Source organism: Planosporangium thailandense (assembly GCF_011947195.1).
Lineage (GTDB): Bacteria > Actinomycetota > Actinomycetes > Mycobacteriales > Micromonosporaceae > Planosporangium > Planosporangium thailandense.
Genome location: NZ_JAATVY010000011.1, coordinates 106135 through 124357 on the forward strand (window position 1 = coordinate 106135; position 18223 = coordinate 124357).

Genomic DNA, 18223 nt, shown 5'->3' on the forward strand with positions numbered 1-18223 from the left:
ATAAACCGTCTGGCGGTTCACGTAAACCATGGAATGGGTTGACCGGCGAGACAAACCGTGCTTGCATGCGTGACCGTAACCACAAACCCACGGTACGGTTCCACGAAGCCACGTGGTGAACCCGGAAGAGGCGACATGAGCACAGAACAACTTGACCTGGTGGTCGTGGGGTGCGGAGCCGGCGGTCTCGCAACCGCCACGCAGTTCCTCGAGGATCGTCCGCAGGGCCGGGTTGTCGTGCTCGAACGCACCACCCGGTCCGCGCGGGGCGGGAACACGGCGTGGACCGGCGCGTTCTTCCGCCTGGAAGCGGACGGATCGCCGGCCGCCGACTTCGCCGACCGGATGACACAACTCAGTGAGGGCAAGACCGACCGCGCCATCATCGACCGGCTGGCCGAGTTGGCGAAGCCCACCATCGCCTGGCTCAACGACAACGGCGTGGCCACGGTCCAGGACTCCACGTACTTCCTGACCTCGAAGGGCCCGCGGCTGATGCCCGCCGGTGGCGGCGGCGCGGTCGTCGAGCGCCTCGCCGCGGTGGTGGAGGAGCGCGGCGGACGGATCGTCTACGAGCAGACGGCCACCGGCCTGCTGACCGACGACCGGGGCTCGGTCGTCGGCGTCCGTACCCAGGGCCCGGACGGGACCGTGCGCGAGTGGCGGGCCCGGACCGTGGTGCTCGCCTGCGGCGGGTTCGAGGGCAGCGCGGAGATGCTGGACAGGTACCTCGGCGAGCACGGCCACGAGCTGTCACCGATCGCCCCGGGCGGGCGGTCCAACCAGGGCGAGGGCATCGCGATGGCCATGGCCGTCGGGGCGCAGACCGACGGACAGTTCGAGCGTTTCCACGGCGAACCGGTCGATCCCCGGTCCCGTTCCGCCGAGGCGCTGGTCATGGTCTACCCGTACGGTGTGCTCGTCGACCACGAGGCGCAGCGCTTCGTCGACGAGGGTGCCGACACGCCCGACAACACCTTCGAGTCGATCGCCTACAAGATCTGGCGCGACGCGCACCAGTTCGCCTACCTGATCGCCGACCAGAAGTTGATGCGCCAGCAGATCGCCCGCGCGGTGCTGACCGATCGCGAGCCGGAGGCCGCCGACACCCTGGAGGCCCTCGCCCGGCGTCTCGGTCTCGACCCGCGGAAGCTGACCGACACGATAGCCGAGTACAACGCGGCGGCCACCCCCGGCGACCTGGACGTGACCGTCCTGGACGGCGTCGCGACGCGCGGGCTGACCCCGCCGAAGTCCAACTGGGCGCGCCCGATCGACGAGCCACCGTTCGTCGCCTGGCCCGTCACCTGTGCGATCACCTTCACCTTCGGCGGTCTGCGCACCGACGCCGACGCCCGGGTCATCGGCGCGGACGGCGCCCCCATCCCCGGCCTCTACGCCGTCGGTGAGACCGCCGGGATCTACCACCACAAGTACCCGGGGGCCACCTCCGTACTCCGGGCCCTCGTGTTCGGACGGCTGACCGGCCAGACGGCCGCAGATAGGTCCTCGTCCACGACAGCCGCGTGCTGACCACACCACACCGAAGGAACACGCCTATGTCCACATCGAGCGCGGTCGTGACGACGCGGCAGATGACCACGCGGCGCGCGGCCATCGCCAGCCTCGTCGGCACCACCATCGAATGGTTCGACTTCTTCGTCTACGGCCTCGCCGCCGCCCTGGTGTTCGGGCACCTGTTCTTCCCGAAGGCGGATCCGCACGTCGGCCGCCTGGCGTCCTTCGCCACCCTCGGCGTCGCTTTCGTCGCCCGCCCCGTCGGCGCGGCCATCTTCGGCCACCTCGGTGACCGCCTGGGCCGAAAGGCCACCCTGATCGCGACGCTGAGCCTCATGGGGCTCTCGACCGGACTCATCGGCTGCCTGCCCAGCTACGACGCCATCGGTGTGTGGGCGCCGACCCTGCTGATCGTGCTGCGGCTGCTGCAGGGCCTCGCCGTGGGCGGAGAATGGGGTGGCGCGGTGCTCCTGTCGGTCGAGCACGCGCCGTCCCACCGGGTGCGCCTGTTCGGCTCCGCGCCCCAGATGGGATCGCCGCTGGGTCTCGTCCTGGCCACCGGCGTGATGTCGTGGGTCGCGACGCTGCCCGACAAGCAGCTCTTCAGCTGGGGCTGGCGGGTCCCGTTCATCACCGGGTTCGTGCTGCTCGTCATCGGCCTGCTCATCCGGGTCGGCGTCACCGAGTCCACCCAGTTCCAGCAGGTGAAGCAGGCGCGCCAGGTGTCCCGGCTGCCCGTGGGAGAGGTGTTCGTCCGGGCCTGGCGGGGCCTCACGCTGGGCGTCACGTTGCAGGCCTCGGTGAACGTCGTGTTCTACCTGATCTCCACGTACTTCGTGACCTACGCGACGACCTCGCTCGGGCTGGCGCGGAGCACCGCGCTCTGGATGGTCATGGTCGCCGCGGCGGTCGACCTCGTCGCCCTGCCGCTGCTGGCCGCGCTCAGCGACCGGGTCGGTGCCCACCGCGTGTTCTGGTTCGGTGTCCTGTTCACCGTCGTGGCGGCCTTCCCGTTCTTCTGGCTGCTCAACGGTCACCACATCGTGGGTACCGGCCTCGTGGTGATCGTGATGCTGGTGTGTGCCCACGCGACCACGTACGCGGTCGTCTCGAGCATGATCGCCGATCAGTTCGACACGCGGGTCCGCTACAGCGGCGCGGCGCTCAGCAACGCCCTCGGCGGCCTGATCTTCAGCGCGCCGACGCCGTTCATCGCCGAGGCCGTCGTCGGCAGCCACGGCGGCCGGTGGTGGCCGCTGGCGGTGATGACCATCGGGGCTTCAGTCATCTCCGCGATCGCCATCGCGTGCACCCCCCGTACGATCCGGGCCGCCTACGACGCTCCCGCGGCGGGCGACACTCCGGCCCCGGCCGCCCGCCTCGAACCGACCGGCGCACTCTCTTGAAGTAACGGCGGCACGAGCGCCCACCTGATCCCTCGCGCTCGTGCCGCCCACACCGGACCAGAACCGCACAACCTCGAACCGGGTTCGAGACACTGACTGAGGAGCCACCTGGATGACCGCGACTGACGCACTCGTCACCTCCGCGGGGACACAGCAGCCCGAGCGATACCAGATGCTCATCGACGGAGCATGGCGCGATGCCTCGGACGCAACGACCTTCGACTCCGTCAACCCCTTCACCGGGCAGGCGTGGGCCACTGTGCCGTCGGCGACCGAGCAGGACGTCGACGATGCGGTACGGGCCGCCCGGCGCGCCTTCGCCGAAGGCCCGTGGGCGGCCTCCACGCCGCTGCAGAGGGCGACGCTGCTGCGGAAGTTCGGCGACCTCATTCGGGAGAACGCCGACGAGTTGGCCCGCATCCAGGTCCTGGAGAACGGCAAGCTCATCCGAGAGGTCGGGGGACAGACCCTCGCTCTCGCCAACCACTGCTACTTCTTCGCCGGCGTGGCCGAGAGCCCCGTCGGGGAGACCCTGGCCAGCAGCGTGCCGAACCTGCAGGTCTTCACCGTGCGCGAGCCCATTGGCGTCGTCGCCGCCATCACGCCCTGGAACAGCCCGCTGGCTCTCCTGCTGTGGAAGCTCTGCCCGGCTCTGGCCGCCGGCAACACCGTGGTCATCAAGCCCTCGGAGATCACCCCCGTTTCGACCCTCGTGCTCGCCCGCCTGATCGCCGAGGCCGGCTATCCCGATGGCGTCGTCAACGTCGTCACCGGTGCCGGAGCGGCCGGAGCGGCGCTCGCGGCCCACCCGGACGTCGACAAGATCGCCTTCACCGGTTCGACCGCCGTCGGTAAGAAGATCGCAGCTACCGCGGCCGAGCGCCTGGCCCGGGTCTCCCTGGAGTTGGGCGGCAAGTCACCCAACATCGTCTTCCCCGACGCCGACCTGCCCAACGCCGTCAACGGCGTCATCGCCGGCATCTTCGCCGCGACCGGCCAGACCTGCATGGCCGGCTCCCGGGTGCTGGTGCACACCGACGTCTATGACGAGTTCGTTGCCGCCCTCGTCGAGAAGACCGAGCGCATCAAGATCGGTGACCCCATGGATCCGGCCACCGAGATGGGCACCGTCGCCTGCCGCGCACAGTACGAAAAGGTCCTTCACTACATCGACGTGGCCAGGGAGGAGGGCGCCACGCTCGCCACCGGCGGTGGACGACCCGACGACCCGGCGCTCGCCGACGGGCTGTTCGTGCGTCCCACGGTCTTCACCGGTGTGGACAATCAGATGCGGATCGCTCGGGAAGAGGTGTTCGGCCCGGTCGCCGTCGTCATCCGCTTCTCCGACGAGGACGAGGCGGTGGCCATCGCCAACGACACGACCTTCGGGCTGGCCGCGGGGGTGTGGACCAACAACCTCGCCCGCGCGCACCGCATGGTGCGCCGCCTGCGCGCGGGCAGCGTGTGGGTCAACAACTACCGCAAGACCAACCACGTCGCACCATTCGGTGGCTTCAAGGAAAGTGGCATCGGGCGAGAGAACGGTTTCCACGCCATCGAGGAGTACACCGAGGTCAAGACCGTGTGGATCGACACCGGCAACACGATCAAGGACCCGTTCAACCCCCGTGCCTGACCGGCGTACCGGTCGCGCATATCGGCGCGGCATGCCGGGAGGGGATACCAGCGAAGTCGGCTGATGTCCCCTCCCGGCAGCGGTGCCAGGCCGCCACGCTGCGCAAAGGGCGTCATGTCACCCGGTGACGAAGCCGATTCGGCTGTTCATCGCCCCGACCCCACCAGTTGCGGTCGCTCGCCGGCCGAGCGGCGGGGCTGCTCCTGGGGCCGGTCCGCAGCGGCGGCCATCCGGGCGTCGAGCCGGGCGGCGTCGGCGCCGACGAAGCCGAGCAGGGCCGAGCCGCGGCAGGTCTGCCACGGCAGGCCGAGGAAGTACAGGCCGGGGATGTCGGTGACGCCGGTGTCGTGCCGGACCTGGCCGTCGACGACGACGCCGGGGATGTGGATCCAGGGGTAGTCGGTGTGGTAACCGGTCGCCCACACGACCGCGTCGACGGCGGTGGCAGTACCGTCGGCGAACCGGGCGGTGCGGCCGTCGAAGCCGGTCAGGCGCGGCCGGAACTCCACGCCGCGCCGACGCAGCGCGCCGGCCCGGCTGCCGATGACCAGGTCGCCACGGGCACGGAGGCGGCGCGCCAGCCGGGAGTCGGACGGCACGGTGAAGAACCCGGCCTTCGTCAGCCAGAAGAACAGGTCGCGGCCCAGAATCCGCTGCGGCAACTGCAGCGGGCGCGAGCCCACCGCGACGGTGACCGCACAGGTGCCGGCCAGCTCGGCGGCGATCTGCAGGCCGGAGTTCGCGGCGCCGACGACCAGGACGCGCGCGCCACGGGGCAACTGGTCGGGGTTGCGGTAGTCCGCGCTGTGCAACTGCGGAACGCCCGGGGGAAGTTCGTCCGCGATCGCCGGGATGCGCGGGGTCTGGAACGGCCCGGTGGCGACGACGACCTGCCTGGCGTGCAGCGTGCCGGTCGGGGTGGTGACCGTGAAGTAGCCGTCTTCGCGGTGCAGTCGGGTCACCGGCGAGTGCAGCCGGACAGGCAACCGGAAGTGTCGCGCGTAGGTGTGCAGGTAGTCGGCGACCTGGTCCTTCGTCGGGTGCGTGCCGGCCGGCGCGGGGAACGGCATCCCCGGCAGCGCGTCGTACTCGGCGGGGCTGAACAGCCGCAGCGAGTCCCAGCGGGAGCGCCAGGCGTGCCCGACCTCCGGTCCGGCGTCGAGGAGCAGGAACTTCGCGCCGCGGCGGCGCAGGTGGTAGCCGAGGGCCAGGCCGGCCTGGCCGGCGCCGATGACGATGACGTCGAGCGGCTCGCGGCCGGCGGTGGGCAGGGTGGTGGACATGACTTCTCCTGACTGTGAGCATGGCTGGGCCAGCTGAGGCAGCTGCCCCGGGCGGTTAGACGGAGCCGACGGCCAGCAGCGCGGTGGCGATGATCAGGTCGGAGACCATGCAGGTCTCGGCGTACCAGCGAGGCACCACCCGGTCGGCGCGGTGGTGGGCGATGTCCCAGGCGGCGTGGGTGAGCCAACCGGCGGCCAGTACGTAGCGGGCTGCGGCCGGCTCGGCGGCGACCGCGGCAATGGCGATCGCGCCGAAGCCGAGCACGGCTCCGGTCTGCAGGCTCAACAGGCGCCGGGAGGCGAGGTCACCGCGGGCCGCGCCCCAGGTGAGGTAGACGACCGCGGCGAGCAGGACGCACCAGGCGCTCACCCAGGTCTGTACCCGTTCGGGCAGCGGCGCGAGCAGCGACAGGCTGGTGGCGGTGGCGGCGATGCCGATCCCGGTGGGCCAGCGTCGGGCGATTGCGCCGGCGGTGCCGGCCCGCCGGGTGACGGGTGCTGTGGCGGCGGTGGTGCCGGTCGTGGTCATGGGTGGCTCCTTTGACGGACTGGACTCACGTCGTGCTGCTTGTCTGGTGGTGGGGGCCGCTGCGGGTTCGGGCCGCCGCAGACGACAGCAGTCTGTGCGGTGGCGCTGTCCGCTGCCTGTCCCGGGGATGTCGGCATGGCTGTCGGACTGCTGGCGCCTTCAACAGTCAGGACAGTGAACGGGCAGCGGCCCGACAGCGGCGGCGGGGACCTTGTCGTCATCGGCCCGCACCGGCGGGACCGGATCGAGGAGGAGAGAGATGTCCGCTCATCCCGCCCCCGCCGCCCGTCTGGCGGCGCAGGCCCACCCGCATCAGCCGCCACACCCGCACGGCCACCAGCCGCCGGCCCCGGCCGGGGACGAGCCGCGCCGGCCATGGACCGTGTTCGCGCTGATGATCGCCGCCCAGTTCATGGTCATCCTCGACGTTTCCGTGGTGAACGTCGCGCTGCCCAGCATCAGCCGCGGGCTGCACCTGACCGCCGCGGACTACCAGTGGGCGATCAGCGCCTACGTGCTGTTCAGCGGCGGCCTGCTGCTGCTCGGCGGGCGTGTCGCCGACCTACTGGACCGGCGGCGGGCGTTCCTGGCCGGCGTCGGCGTGTTCACCGCCGCCTCCCTGATCAGCGGGCTCGCCCAGACGCCGCTGACGCTCATCGCCGCCCGCGCCGCCCAGGGTGCCGGCGCCGCGCTGCTCACCCCCGCCGCGCTGTCGATCATCATGACCACGTACGCCGGGCGGCAGCGGCAGGCCGCCCTCGGTGTCTGGGGCGCGATCGGCAGTACCGGCATCGCCGCCGGCGTGCTCTTCGGTGGCGCCCTGACCAGCGCCCTCGGTTGGCGCGCCGTGTTCTTCATCAACGTGCCGATCGGCATTGTGGTGCTGCTCGCCACCGTCCGGACGGTCGGCCGTGGCGCACAGCAGCAGCGGGCGCTGCGCCGGCTCGACCTGCCCGGCGCCCTGACCCTGGTCGGCGGGCTGCTGTCGCTGGTGTTCGGCATCGAAGCCACCCGCTCGGCCGGCTGGACGGCGCCGCGCACCTGGATCGCGCTCGCCGCGGCCGCGGTACTGCTGGCCACCTTCGCCCGCCTCGAGCGCCGCAGCAGCAACCCGCTGGTGCCGCCGTCGACCTGGCGGATGCGGTCGCTGGTCTCCGCTTCGGCGGTGATGGCCGGCGTGACCGGTGTCGTCGTCGGCGCGATCTTCCTGTCGTCGCTGTACCTGCAGGCCATCATCGGCGCCTCGCCGGTCATCGCCGGGCTGGAGTTCCTGCCGCTGGCCGCCGCGATCACCCTCGCCGCCACGGCGGCGTCCAAGCTCATCGGCCGGGCCGGCGCCCGCCTCCTGATCCTCGGCGGCCTCGTCGTGCTGACCGGCGGCGTGCTGCTGTTGGCCGCCAATGCGGGCGGCACCTCCTACGCAGCCGACGTGCTGCCCGGCTTCCTGCTCGTCGGTGCCGGCGTCGGGCCGATGTTCGTGGCCATCTCCATCGCCGCGATGAGCGACGTGCCCGCCGACCGGTCGGGGCTCGCCTCCGGGCTGATGATGACCGGCCACGAGATCGGTGCCGCGCTCGGCGTCGCCGCGCTCACCGCCGTCGCCGGCGACCTCGCCACGCACAGCGGCCTCGTCACCGGGTACGCCCGCGCCTTCGACGCCACCGCCGGCATCCTCGCCGCCCTGTTCGTGCTGACCCTGCTCGCCGTCCCCGCCGGGAAGGCACCGTCCGGCGCCGCCGGGCACGGACACGGCCACCACTGACCCGGGTGCGAAACCTGGCGAAATCGCCGGTCCGACCACCCCGCCCACACGGCGACCCTGTTCATCGACCAACCACACCACCACCATTCCGAGGAGTTCCCATGTTGTCCGGCACGCCCCGCACCTTCATCGGGTCCACCACCTTCCAGGTATCCGGCATGACCTGCGCCCACTGCCAGCACGCGGTCACCGCCGAGATCTCCGCCATCGACGGCGTCGAGTCGGTCGACGTCGACCTGGCCAGCGGCACCGTCACCGGCACCGCAGCCCGGCCGGTGGACCGCGCCGACATCGCCCAGGCGGTCGACGAGGCCGGGTACACCCTCGTCCCGTGACCGACCGCGGCGGGAGCTGCCCGCGCGCCTCCCGCCGCCGCGGCCCGCCCGGGCCGCCTGACCAGCCGCACCCTTCGATCCCCGCCTCGCCGCCACGGCGGCAACCGCCCCGAGGAGAACCCGTGACCACACTCGAGCACGCACTGCTCAGCCCGGCCCCCGAAGCCACGCCGCAGATCGCGGCGCGCGCGATCGACGTCATGAAGACCTACGGCAGCGGCGACGCCGCCGTGCGCGCCCTCGACGGGGCGAGCGTCACCATCCCGGCCGGCCAATTCACGGCCGTCATGGGACCCAGCGGATCCGGTAAGTCGACACTGGTCCACGCCCTCGCCGGGCTGGACACGATCGACTCCGGCCGGGTGTTCGTCGGCGACGCCGACCTCACCGCACTGTCCGAACGTGACCGCACGCTGCTGCGCCGCGAACGGCTCGGCTTCGTGTTCCAGGCGTTCAACCTCATCCCGTCGCTGACCGCCGCGGAGAACATCGCGCTGCCGCTGACCCTTGCCGGCCGCCGCCCCGACCCCGCATGGCTGGCCGAGCTCGTCGACATGCTCGGCCTGCAGAACCGGCTCGGCCACCGGCCCAGCGAGCTGTCCGGCGGGCAGCAGCAGCGGGTCGCCGTCGGCCGTGCCCTCATCGCCCGTCCCGACCTCGTGTTCGCCGACGAGCCGACCGGCAACCTCGACTCCCGCCACGGCGCGGCGCTCCTGAGCTTCCTGCGCGACGCCACCCGCACGCTGGGCCAGACGATCGTCATGGTCACCCACGATCCGGTCGCCGCCTCCTACGCCGACCGGGTCGTCTTCCTCGCCGACGGGCGCATCGTCGACGAGCTGCCCGCACCCACCCCGGAGGCCGTACTGACGCGCATGGCGCGCCTGGACGTGCCCGCGCAGATGGTGGGGGCGTGATCGCGATGTGGCGCCTCACCGTCTCCAACGCGCTCGCGCACCGCTCCCGCCTGGCGCTGACCTGGCTCGCCGTCGCGCTCGGCGTCGCGTTCGTCGCCGGCAGTCTCGTGCTCACCGACACCAGCAGCCAACTGCTCGACAACCAGTTCCGCACCGCCGCGGCCGGCGTGGACCTCACCGTCCGCACCGCCGCCGCCTTCAACAGCGCGATGGGCGTGGAGGTGCAGCGCGCCCCGCTGCCCGCCGACGTCGTCGGGCGGGTCGCCGACACCCCCGGCGTCGACCGGGCCCGGCCGATCGCCTCCGGCGCCGGGCAGCTGCAGGTCCGCGGCCGGGCCGTCCTGCCGGCCGGACCCACGATCCTCGGCACCTGGGCCGACGCGCCGTTCACCGCCTACCGACTGCGCGCCGGGCACGCCCCGCACGGGCCGGACCAGGTGGTCCTCGACGCGGCCACCGCCCGCGAGCACGCCGTGCGGCTCGGCGACACGGTCACCGTCTCGGCCACCACCAGCAAGCAGCTGCGGGTCGTCGGCCTGACCGGCGTCGGCGACCGCGACGGGCTGCCCAACAGCAACCTGGTGCTCGTCGACCTGGCATGCGCCCAGACGCTGCTCGGACTGGGCCCGGGTGTCACCTCCATCGACGTCATCGCCGACCCCGACGTAGCCGTCGCCGACCTGCGTACCCGCCTGGCCACCTCGCTCGGCAGCGGCTACGCGGTCACCACCGGCCAGGACACCGCCGCCGCCAGCGCCGCAGCCGCGAAACAGAGCATCAGCTATCTGCGTATCGTGCTGCTGGCCCTGTCCGCCGCCGGGCTGCTCGTCGGCGCGTTCCTCATCGCCAACACCTTCGCCATCGTGCTGACCCAGCGCAGCCGGGAGCTGGCGCTGCTGCGCGCCGCCGGCGCCACCGGCCGGCAGGTGTTCACCTCGGTGCTCGGCGAGGCGCTGCTGGTCGGCGTCACCGGCGCCGCCGGCGGCACCGCGGCCGGCATCGGCGCCGCCTACGGCCTGCGCGGCCTCGCCCGCGGCGCCGGCCTGGCACTGCCCGACGGCCCGCTCACGGTCAACCCGCGCACGCTTCTCGTCGCGGTCGCCGCCGGCACGCTGGTCACCCTGCTGGCCGCGTTCGGCCCGGCCCGCCGCGCCGCCCGCATCGCCCCCGTCGAGGCGATGCGGCTGTCCGACCCGGCGCCGGCGACGGCCCGCCGCGGCCGGCTGATCACCGGCTGGGTACTGCTCGGCCTCGGCGTCATCCAGCTCGCCGCCGCAGCGGCCTTCCGCGACATCGCCGGCGTCGCGATCGGCGCGGTACTGTTCCTCGCCGCTCTGGTCGTCCTCGGACCGGTACTGGCGCCGCGGCTGGCGCAAGCCGTCGGGCGGCCCCTGGCACGCCTCGGGGTGCCCGGTAGGTTGGCCCGGGAGTCGACGGTGCGCAACCCCCGCCGGACCGCGGCCACAGCGATGGCGCTCGCCCTCGGCCTGGCGCTGATCAGCTTCGTGTCCGTGCTGGACAGCTCGGTCAAGGCCGCGGTCGGCACCAGCTACCGGGAGGCGATCACCGCCGACCTGATCATCGAAAGTGCCCGCAACGAGATGCTCGGCGGGCTGTCCCCGGAGGTCGCGCACCGCGCCGCCAGCCTGCCGGAGGTGGCGGTGGCCTCGCCGATCCGGTACGGGCACTGGCTGGACCGGGGCATGACCAGCGCACTGACCGCGGTCGACCCGGCCACCCTGCCGCACGTCGCCCGCGTCCGGATGACCGCCGGGAGCCTGGCTGCCCTCGATGGCGGCGGCGTCGTGCTCGCCGCCAACGTCGCCACCGAACGCCACCTGCACCTCGGCGACAGCCTGCCGATGACCTTGCCCCGCGACGGACAGCAGCAGCTGCGCATCGTCGGGCTGATGGACGACGCCAGCGCCCGGGCACTCAGTACCAGCTACGTGATCTCGCTGGCCACCTACGCCGCGCACTACAACGAGAACGTCGACGCCAGCGTCATGGTCGCCCTGGCCCACGGCGTCAAGCCACAACAGGCGCGCACCGCCCTGGGCAAGGCGATCGCGGACTTCCCCAACGCGCAGATCCGTAACCAGGCCGAGGCCGCCGCCGGCCGGGCCGCGGCGATCGACCAGGTCTTCGGCCTGATCACCGTGCTGCTGTGCTTCGCCGTGCTCATCGCTCTGCTCGGCATCACGAACACGCTCGCGCTGTCCATCGTGGAACGCACCCGCGAGATCGGGCTGCTGCGCGCGGTCGGCATGACCCGCCGGCAGCTGCGCTCGATGATCCGCGCCGAGGCCGTGCTGGTCGCCGCCGTGGCCGTCGTCGTCGGAGTCGTCGTCGGACTCGGGCTGGCCGCCGCCACCCTCGGTGGACTCAGCTCCGACATGCCGCTCGTCGTGCGCGTACCCGTCGCGCGGCTGCTGGCGGTCGTCGCCGCCGCCGTGCTGGCCGGGCTCGCCGCCGGACTGCTGCCCGCCCGCCGCGCCGCCCGGCTCGACGTGCTGACCGCCATCGCCACCCACTGACCCCCGCCGGCTTCCGGCCACCCACGAGAGGAATCCCATGACCACCATCCCGTCGACGGTCACCATCCGGCGTGCCACCCGCGCGGACGCCGCCACCGTGGCCACCCTGGTCGGCGAGATCGCCGCGCACGAAGACCAGCAGGCACATGTACACGTCACCGAGGCGCGGTGGCGCACGCTGCTCGACCGACCCGACGTGGTCGTCCTCGTGGCCGAACGCGACGGCCGGGCCGCCGGCTACGTGTCCGCCGTCCGGCAGCTGCACCTGTGGACCGGCGGCGACGTCCTCGCCCTCGACGACCTGTACGTGCGGTCCGGCTGCCGCGACGCCGGCATCGGCCGCCAGCTGATGGCCGCCCTCGCCGCACTCGCGCTGCCCGAGCAGCTCCTGATTCGCTGGGGCATGGAGGTCGACAACGTGGACGCGCAGCGCTTCTATCGCCGCCTCGGTGCCACCCTGCGGCACAAGGTCCTCGCCGCGTGGGCGCCGACCGCGTACGCCGGCATGGTCGCCGGTTCGGACCAGCGGGGGCCCGCCCCTCAGGAATCCGGATCCCACGTCGGGCCGGCGGATCGCCGGTCATGATCGGGCCGCCGACTTCGGTGCTGGTCCGTTCCGTCCGGCTTACTATGCTGAGCACGGTTAGCGCCGCAAGATCGGTAGGAGTCCCGGTGGGCACGATAGCTGGACTGGTCCTCGCTGCGGGGGGCGGGCGACGGTACGGCGGTCCCAAAGCCCTGATCCGTCACGAAGACGGCCGGTTGCTGGTGGAGCGGGCGGCGGCGAACCTGCGCGCCGGGGGTTGTACGCCGGTCTTCGTGGTGCTCGGCGCTGAAGCTGACCGGGTGCGGGGCGAGGCACGACTGGCAGACACGTCGCTGGTCGACAACCCCGACTGGAAGAGCGGCATGGCTTCGTCGCTGCGGGCCGGGCTCGCCGCGTTGGCCGACACCGACGTCGACGCCGCCGCGGTACTCCTGGTCGACACGCCCGGCATCGGCCCGGAAGCGGTGTCCCGTCTGGTCACGGCGACCGATGGCCGTGGCGCGCTCCTCACGGCTACGTACGGCGGCAGGCGCGGGCACCCGGTGATCCTCGGACGCGACCACTGGGCCGGTGTGGCGGCGCTCGCGACGGCCGATGTCGGTGCGCGCGCCTACCTGGCGGCGCATTCGACCGAGGTGCGCCGTGTGCCATGTGAGGATGTCGCCGACGATACCGATCTCGACATGCCTCCGGCGCAGGCCGGCACGGGCCGGTAGCGGGCGGGTAGCCGACGAGCGCAGCGGGGGAGCCATGCGGGAGGTACTGAACGAGCTGGTCGCCTGGTGGCGGACCGGTCAGCCGGTCGGCATGGCCACGGTGGTGCGGACCTGGCGCAGCGCACCTCGGCCACCCGGGGCGACGATGCTGGTCGGTCCCGACGGCACCGCCGTCGGCAGTGTGTCGGGCGGCTGCGTCGAGGCTGCCGTCTACGAACTGTGCAGGGAGGTCGTGGCGACCGGCCGTACGCGCGTGCAGCGGTACGGGGTGAGCGACGACGACGCGTCCGCGGTCGGGCTCACCTGTGGCGGGGTCATCGAACTGCTGGTCGAGCGGGTCGACCCGAAGACGTTTCCCCAGTTGGACGAGCTCGCGCGGTCGATCGGAACGGGCGATCCGGTGGCGACGGTGACGTGCGTGGACGGGCCCGACGACAGGGTCGGGCGCCGGTTGTTGGTCTGGGGTGACCGGCACTCCGACTCGCTGGGGTCGGCGCGGCTGGACGACGCCGCGGTCGATGACGCCCGGGGACTGCTCGCCGCCGGAAGTAGTGGCATGCTGCGCTACGGTCTCGATGGCGAGCGGCGAGGCGAGGGGCTGACGTTGTTCGTCGCGTCGTACGCGCCACCGGCCCGGATGATCGTATTCGGGGCGATCGACTTCGCCGCCGCCGTGGCGCGGATCGGCACGTTCCTCGGCTACCACGTGACGGTATGCGACGCCCGACCGGTGTTCGCGACCTCGAAGCGGTTTCCCGGCGCCGACGAGGTGGTCGTCGACTGGCCGCACCGTTACCTGCGCGCCGAACTCGACGCCGGCCGGGTCGACGCCCGCACCGTGGTGTGCGTGCTGACCCACGACCCCAAGTTCGACGTACCGGTGCTTCAGGTGGCGCTGCGCGCGGAATTGGCGTACGTCGGGGCGATGGGCTCGCGCCGTACCCACGCCGACCGACTCGCCCGGCTGCGCGAGGCCGGCCTCACCGACAAGGAACTGGAGCGGCTCTCCTCCCCGATCGGGCTCGACCTTGGTGCCCGTACGCCGGAAGAAACGGCCGTCAGTATCGCGGCCGAAATCGTCGCGGGCCGCTGGGGCGGTAGCGGCGCCCGGCTCACGTCGATCGCCGGTCGGATCCACCACGATTGAGCCGTCCGCGAGCGGGTCGTCCTACCGCTGCTGCCCCGGTTCAGGTCGGTGGAGCGTCGTGAGCATGATGGGTATGCCGAGCGCTGCGACGGCCAGACCGAGCGGCAGCACGTGTGACAGTACGGCGACGCCCAGGGGAGCGGCGAACAGCGCCGCGGCCCGGAACGTGCCCGCCGCCGCCAGGGCATCGGGGCGGCTCTCCGGTCGAACGCCGTCGGTCGCCAGGGACGGCCCGAGCGTGAGCAGGGTGCCGGCACCGAAGCCGCTGAGTACGAGCGCCGCCGACGTGAGCGGCGCGATCCCCGACATGAGTCCAACCAGGACGGTTCCGATACCGGCGGTGGCGGTGCACGCGACGTAGCCGGTCGTCACGTGCCGCCTGGGCAGCCGGCTGATGACGACGCTGCCGAGGATGTTCGCGGCGTTCGCGCAGCTGATGAGGGCTCCGATGGTGGACGATGACTGGCCGGCGCGGGCCAGGACGACCGGCCCGTACGAGTTGACCAGGCCGCTCCACGCCCCGCCGGTGGCGCTGGCCCAGTAGCCGGCCAGCACCGACCGGATCCGCCAGACGTCCCGTAGTCGCGTCCGGCTCTGTTGATTCGCCGGGGCGATGTAGGCCATCGCCCGGGTCGGCAGTGCGGCGAGCGCGGCGACGACGGCGGCTACGGCCATGGCGGAGACGGAGCGCTGCGTGAGGAGCCCGGCGACAAGTGGCCCGGCGAGCAGCCCGATGCTCGACGCGCCGTTCACCGCGGCGATGCCGCGCAGAGAGGAGCCGTTGTCGCGCAGCACGTGCAGTTGGCTGCCGGTCCAGAAGTAGGCGCGGCTGGCCCCCTGCAGCAGTTCCGCCGCGATGAACGGGACGACCGCCGTCGACCCGGACACCAGCAGCCCGGACGCGGCGAGCAGGCTCGCCGCGAAGCCGACGAGCGCCCGGTCGGAGTACCGGCGGGACGCGGCGCCGATCGTCATGCGCATCAGGAACTGCGCGACGGCCGACGCCGCCGTGAGGGCGCCGACCGCCGCGACCCCATACCCGGCGTGCACCGCGAGCAGCGGCAGCGCGACGTTGCTGATGCCGAGCGACAGCGAGTACAGGACCAGTGAGCTCCCGATGGCGGCCGCGTCGCGGGAGACCTTCACGAGCGCCGGTACAACGCGTCAGTCCCGGATGGACGCGAGTGCCCGGGGCGGCGGCGTCTGTTCGCTGCGGTGCGTGACGACCGGTTCGCCGTCCACCATGACCAGCGAGATTCCCGGCAGGTCACCCAGGGCGAAGCACTCGAGCGCGTCGTTCGCCCGGGATCCGACGACCGGGCCGAGGACGACCAGGTCCGCCGGCCGGCCAACTTCGATGACGCCTTCGCGGAGGCCGTGGAGCCGCGCGGTGTTGCCGGTGCCGGCCGCTACCGCGAGGTTCGGGTCCAGTCCGCAGACCCCGGCCAGGAAGCAGATGTTGCGGAGCATGCCGCGGGGGATGACGCCGGTGCCGCCCGGCGTGTCGGTGCCCAGCGTGAGCCGCGAGATCTGACCGGTCGCGAGCATGTGCTCGACGGTCACCATGGTGGCGCGGTAGTTCATGGAGCTGCAGATCTCGATCCCGGCGTCCGGCAGGTCGTCGATGACCTGCCGGATCTCGTCGTCGGGCATCGGGATCGGCCCGCCGGAGATGTGGGCGACGACGTCCGGCCGTACGGCGGTGACGAGTTCGTGGCCGGCGACCCGGCTCGAGCCGGACCGGGACACCCCACCGGAGTGCATCTTCACGGTCATGCCGTACTCGCCCGCCCACCGCACGTACTGCTGCGCTTCACCGTCGCCGAGGTGGGACCAGTCGTAGAAGATGAACTTGACGTGCTTGATGTCGTGTTCGGCGAGCCGCTCGAAGTCGCTTTCGGTCAGCCCCGGTACGAGCAGCACGGTGCCGATGTGCGCCTTGACCCCGGACGGCCGCACCCGCCCGGTGGTCCGCCGCGAGGTGATGGCGAGGCCGGTGACGAGGTCGGGCGTGAGGTCGTCGAACGGCAGGCCGGGTACGTGCAGTTCGCCGGCGGAGACCATCGTGGTCGTGCCGCCGTGCAGGTAGTTGTGGAACCAGCCGGTCGCGTTCTGTGCCGGTGTCCACTCGCCGAATGTCGGGTGCACGTGGCCGTCCACAAGGCCGGGCATGACGGTGAGCCCGTTCGCGGACACGACGCGATCGGGTCGGGCCACGTCCCCGCCGATCTCGGTGATGACACCGTCCTCGATGGTCATGGTCGTGTCCCGGAGCGGCGGGATGTCGCCGCTGCCGGACACGAGCAGGCCGATGTCTGTCACGAGAGTTGTGGTCACGGCGCGCTCCTCAGTTCACATTTGCTTCGGAACACTGTATACATGATCCGATGTTCCTAATCGAGAGGTTGCCATGCAGGTGCACCCCAGGATTCTTCTCGCAGGCGAGTGGGTCGACGGCGCCGGTCCGGAGTCGCTAGACCTCAATCCAGCTCGGCCCTCCGAGGTCGTCGCCCGGGTCCGCACGGCGGGCGACCAGGAGATCGACGCCGCCGTCGCGGCCGCCCGCCGCGCCTGGCCGGCCTGGGCGGCGATGCCGATCCAGGAGCGAGCGGCGATCCTCGCCCGTGCGGCCGCGTACCTCGACGCCTCGGCCGAGACGTTCGGGGAGGAGTTGACGCGGGAGGAGGGCAAGACCCGGGCCGAGGGCATCGGTGAGGTGCGCCGCGCCGCTGAGATCCTCCGGTTCTTCGCGTCCGAGGGGTACACCCCCAACGGCGAGGTCTACCCCTCCCCGCGCGCCGGTGAGCAGATCCAGGTCGTGCGCCGGCCGGTCGGCGTCGTCGGGGTGATCACCCCGTGGAACTTCCCGATCGCGATCCCCGCATGGAAAATCGCCCCGGCCCTCGTCTACGGCAACGCCGTGGTGTGGAAGCCGGCCAGCCTGGTCCCCGTCCTGGCGTACCGGTTGGCGGAGGCGCTCGTCAACGCCGGGCTCCCGGCCGGCGTGCTGTCGCTGCTGTACGCCAAGGGCTCCGCCGCGCAGGCCCTCGTCGAGCATGCCGGCGTCGACGCCGTCACCTTCACCGGCTCGACCCCGGTCGGCCGGCAGCTCGCCGCTCGCTGCGGTGAGCTGCTCAAACCGCTGCAGGCCGAGCTCGGCGGCAAGAACGCCGCGGTCGTCCTCGCCGGTGCCGATCTGGAACTGGCCGCGGACCAGGTCGTGCTGGGCGCGATGCGCTCCACCGGTCAGAAGTGCACCGCCACCTCGCGGCTGATCGTCGAGGAGGCTGTCGCGGATCCGTTCCTCGAACTACTTCGGGCCAGGGTCGACAGGCTCCAGGTCGGCGACCCCCTCGAGCCCGGGGTCGACATGGGCCCGGCGGCGTCGGCGGACGCCCGCCAGTCCATCCTGGACCAGATCGCCGCGGCGGTGCGGCAGGGAGCCGTCCCCGTCACCGGCGGCGAGCCGTACCGTGACGGGCTGCTGGGCGAGGGCTATTTCGTCCCGCCGACCGTCCTGGCCCTGCCCGACGTCACGCCGGCCCTGTGGCGGGAGGAGGTGTTCGGCCCGGTCCTCGCGGTGGTCCGCGCCGAGTCCGCGCAGCACGCGTTGCACCTGGCGAACGACACCGAGTTCGGGCTGTCCGGAGCTATCTTCACCAACGACCTCGACGCGGTGATGGCCGCCATCGACCACTTCGAGGTGGGCGTCCTGCACGTCAACTCGGAGACGGCCGGCGCGGACCCGCACGTGCCGTTCGGCGGCATCAAACAGAGTGGCCTCGGCCCCAAGGAGCAGGGGCGGGCGGCGCGCGAGTTCTTCACGCACTCCAAGACCGTCTACCTGCGCCCAGCACGTTGACGTCCACCGCACGAGACGGGAGAGGCTA

At 72.2% G+C, this 18223-nt stretch carries 15 protein-coding genes; 11 read left to right on the forward strand and 4 right to left on the reverse strand.

From position 1 onward, the window contains the following. Window positions 1-135 precede the first annotated feature (135 nt). The 3 genes from HC031_RS16985 to HC031_RS16995 all read left to right on the forward strand — a co-directional run bounded on the left by HC031_RS16985 (window position 136) and on the right by HC031_RS16995 (window position 4560). A complete protein-coding gene (locus HC031_RS16985; RefSeq protein WP_167926300.1) occupies window positions 136-1533 on the forward strand; it encodes an FAD-binding protein in 1398 nt (465 codons plus the stop codon). Between the two features lie 26 nt (window positions 1534-1559). Further along, entirely contained in the window at window positions 1560-2924 is a 1365-nt protein-coding gene (locus tag HC031_RS16990; protein WP_167926301.1) for an MFS transporter, read from the forward strand. 112 nt (window positions 2925-3036) lie between these two features. Continuing rightward, entirely contained in the window at window positions 3037-4560 is a 1524-nt protein-coding gene (locus HC031_RS16995) for an aldehyde dehydrogenase (protein WP_167926302.1), read from the forward strand. Between the two features lie 146 nt (window positions 4561-4706). Here the strand turns inward: HC031_RS16995 and HC031_RS17000 are convergent, their stop codons facing one another. Both HC031_RS17000 and HC031_RS17005 read right to left on the reverse strand, forming a co-directional pair. Further along, window positions 4707-5843 (reverse strand): flavin-containing monooxygenase, encoded by a 1137-nt coding sequence (locus HC031_RS17000; protein ID WP_167926303.1) that lies wholly within the window; start codon window positions 5841-5843, stop codon window positions 4707-4709. 55 nt (window positions 5844-5898) lie between these two features. Beyond that, a complete protein-coding gene (locus tag HC031_RS17005; protein ID WP_167926304.1) occupies window positions 5899-6372 on the reverse strand; it encodes a DUF6010 family protein in 474 nt (157 codons plus the stop codon). Window positions 6373-6631: 259 nt separating this feature from the next. Here HC031_RS17005 and HC031_RS17010 point away from each other — a divergent pair, with 259 nt between their 5' ends. The 7 genes from HC031_RS17010 (at window position 6632) to HC031_RS17040 (ending at window position 14333) form a co-directional block, all read left to right on the forward strand. After that, window positions 6632-8134: an MFS transporter gene (locus HC031_RS17010; RefSeq protein WP_167926305.1), complete on the forward strand. Its 1503-nt coding sequence runs from the start codon at window positions 6632-6634 to the stop codon at window positions 8132-8134. A gap of 101 nt (window positions 8135-8235) precedes the next feature. Beyond that, on the forward strand, window positions 8236-8469 hold the full coding sequence (locus tag HC031_RS17015; RefSeq protein ID WP_205862844.1) for a heavy-metal-associated domain-containing protein: 234 nt from the start codon (window positions 8236-8238) through the stop codon (window positions 8467-8469). A 200-nt stretch (window positions 8470-8669) separates the two neighbouring features. Further along, complete coding sequence (locus HC031_RS17020) at window positions 8670-9386, forward strand: ABC transporter ATP-binding protein (protein WP_167926377.1); 717 nt, start codon at window positions 8670-8672, stop codon at window positions 9384-9386. Between the two features lie 5 nt (window positions 9387-9391). Continuing rightward, window positions 9392-11923: an ABC transporter permease gene (locus tag HC031_RS17025; protein ID WP_240942622.1), complete on the forward strand. Its 2532-nt coding sequence runs from the start codon at window positions 9392-9394 to the stop codon at window positions 11921-11923. Between the two features lie 37 nt (window positions 11924-11960). Next, entirely contained in the window at window positions 11961-12509 is a 549-nt protein-coding gene (locus HC031_RS17030) for a GNAT family N-acetyltransferase (protein ID WP_167926307.1), read from the forward strand. Window positions 12510-12595: 86 nt separating this feature from the next. Then, window positions 12596-13186 (forward strand): nucleotidyltransferase family protein, encoded by a 591-nt coding sequence (locus HC031_RS17035; RefSeq protein WP_338090697.1) that lies wholly within the window; start codon window positions 12596-12598, stop codon window positions 13184-13186. A gap of 34 nt (window positions 13187-13220) precedes the next feature. Continuing rightward, the gene (locus HC031_RS17040; RefSeq protein WP_167926308.1) at window positions 13221-14333 is read left to right on the forward strand and encodes an XdhC family protein; all 1113 of its coding nucleotides are present in this window, start codon (window positions 13221-13223) and stop codon (window positions 14331-14333) included. 21 nt (window positions 14334-14354) lie between these two features. Here the strand turns inward: HC031_RS17040 and HC031_RS17045 are convergent, their stop codons facing one another. Next, the gene (locus HC031_RS17045; RefSeq protein WP_167926309.1) at window positions 14355-15479 is read right to left on the reverse strand and encodes an MFS transporter; all 1125 of its coding nucleotides are present in this window, start codon (window positions 15477-15479) and stop codon (window positions 14355-14357) included. 18 nt (window positions 15480-15497) lie between these two features. Continuing rightward, window positions 15498-16670, reverse strand: coding sequence for an amidohydrolase family protein (locus tag HC031_RS17050; protein WP_167926310.1), 1173 nt, complete (start codon window positions 16668-16670; stop codon window positions 15498-15500). 73 nt (window positions 16671-16743) lie between these two features. On the opposite strand from HC031_RS17050, the gene HC031_RS17055 reads away from it, so the two are divergent. Further along, window positions 16744-18195, forward strand: coding sequence for an aldehyde dehydrogenase family protein (locus tag HC031_RS17055; RefSeq protein ID WP_167926311.1), 1452 nt, complete (start codon window positions 16744-16746; stop codon window positions 18193-18195). Window positions 18196-18223 lie beyond the last annotated feature (28 nt).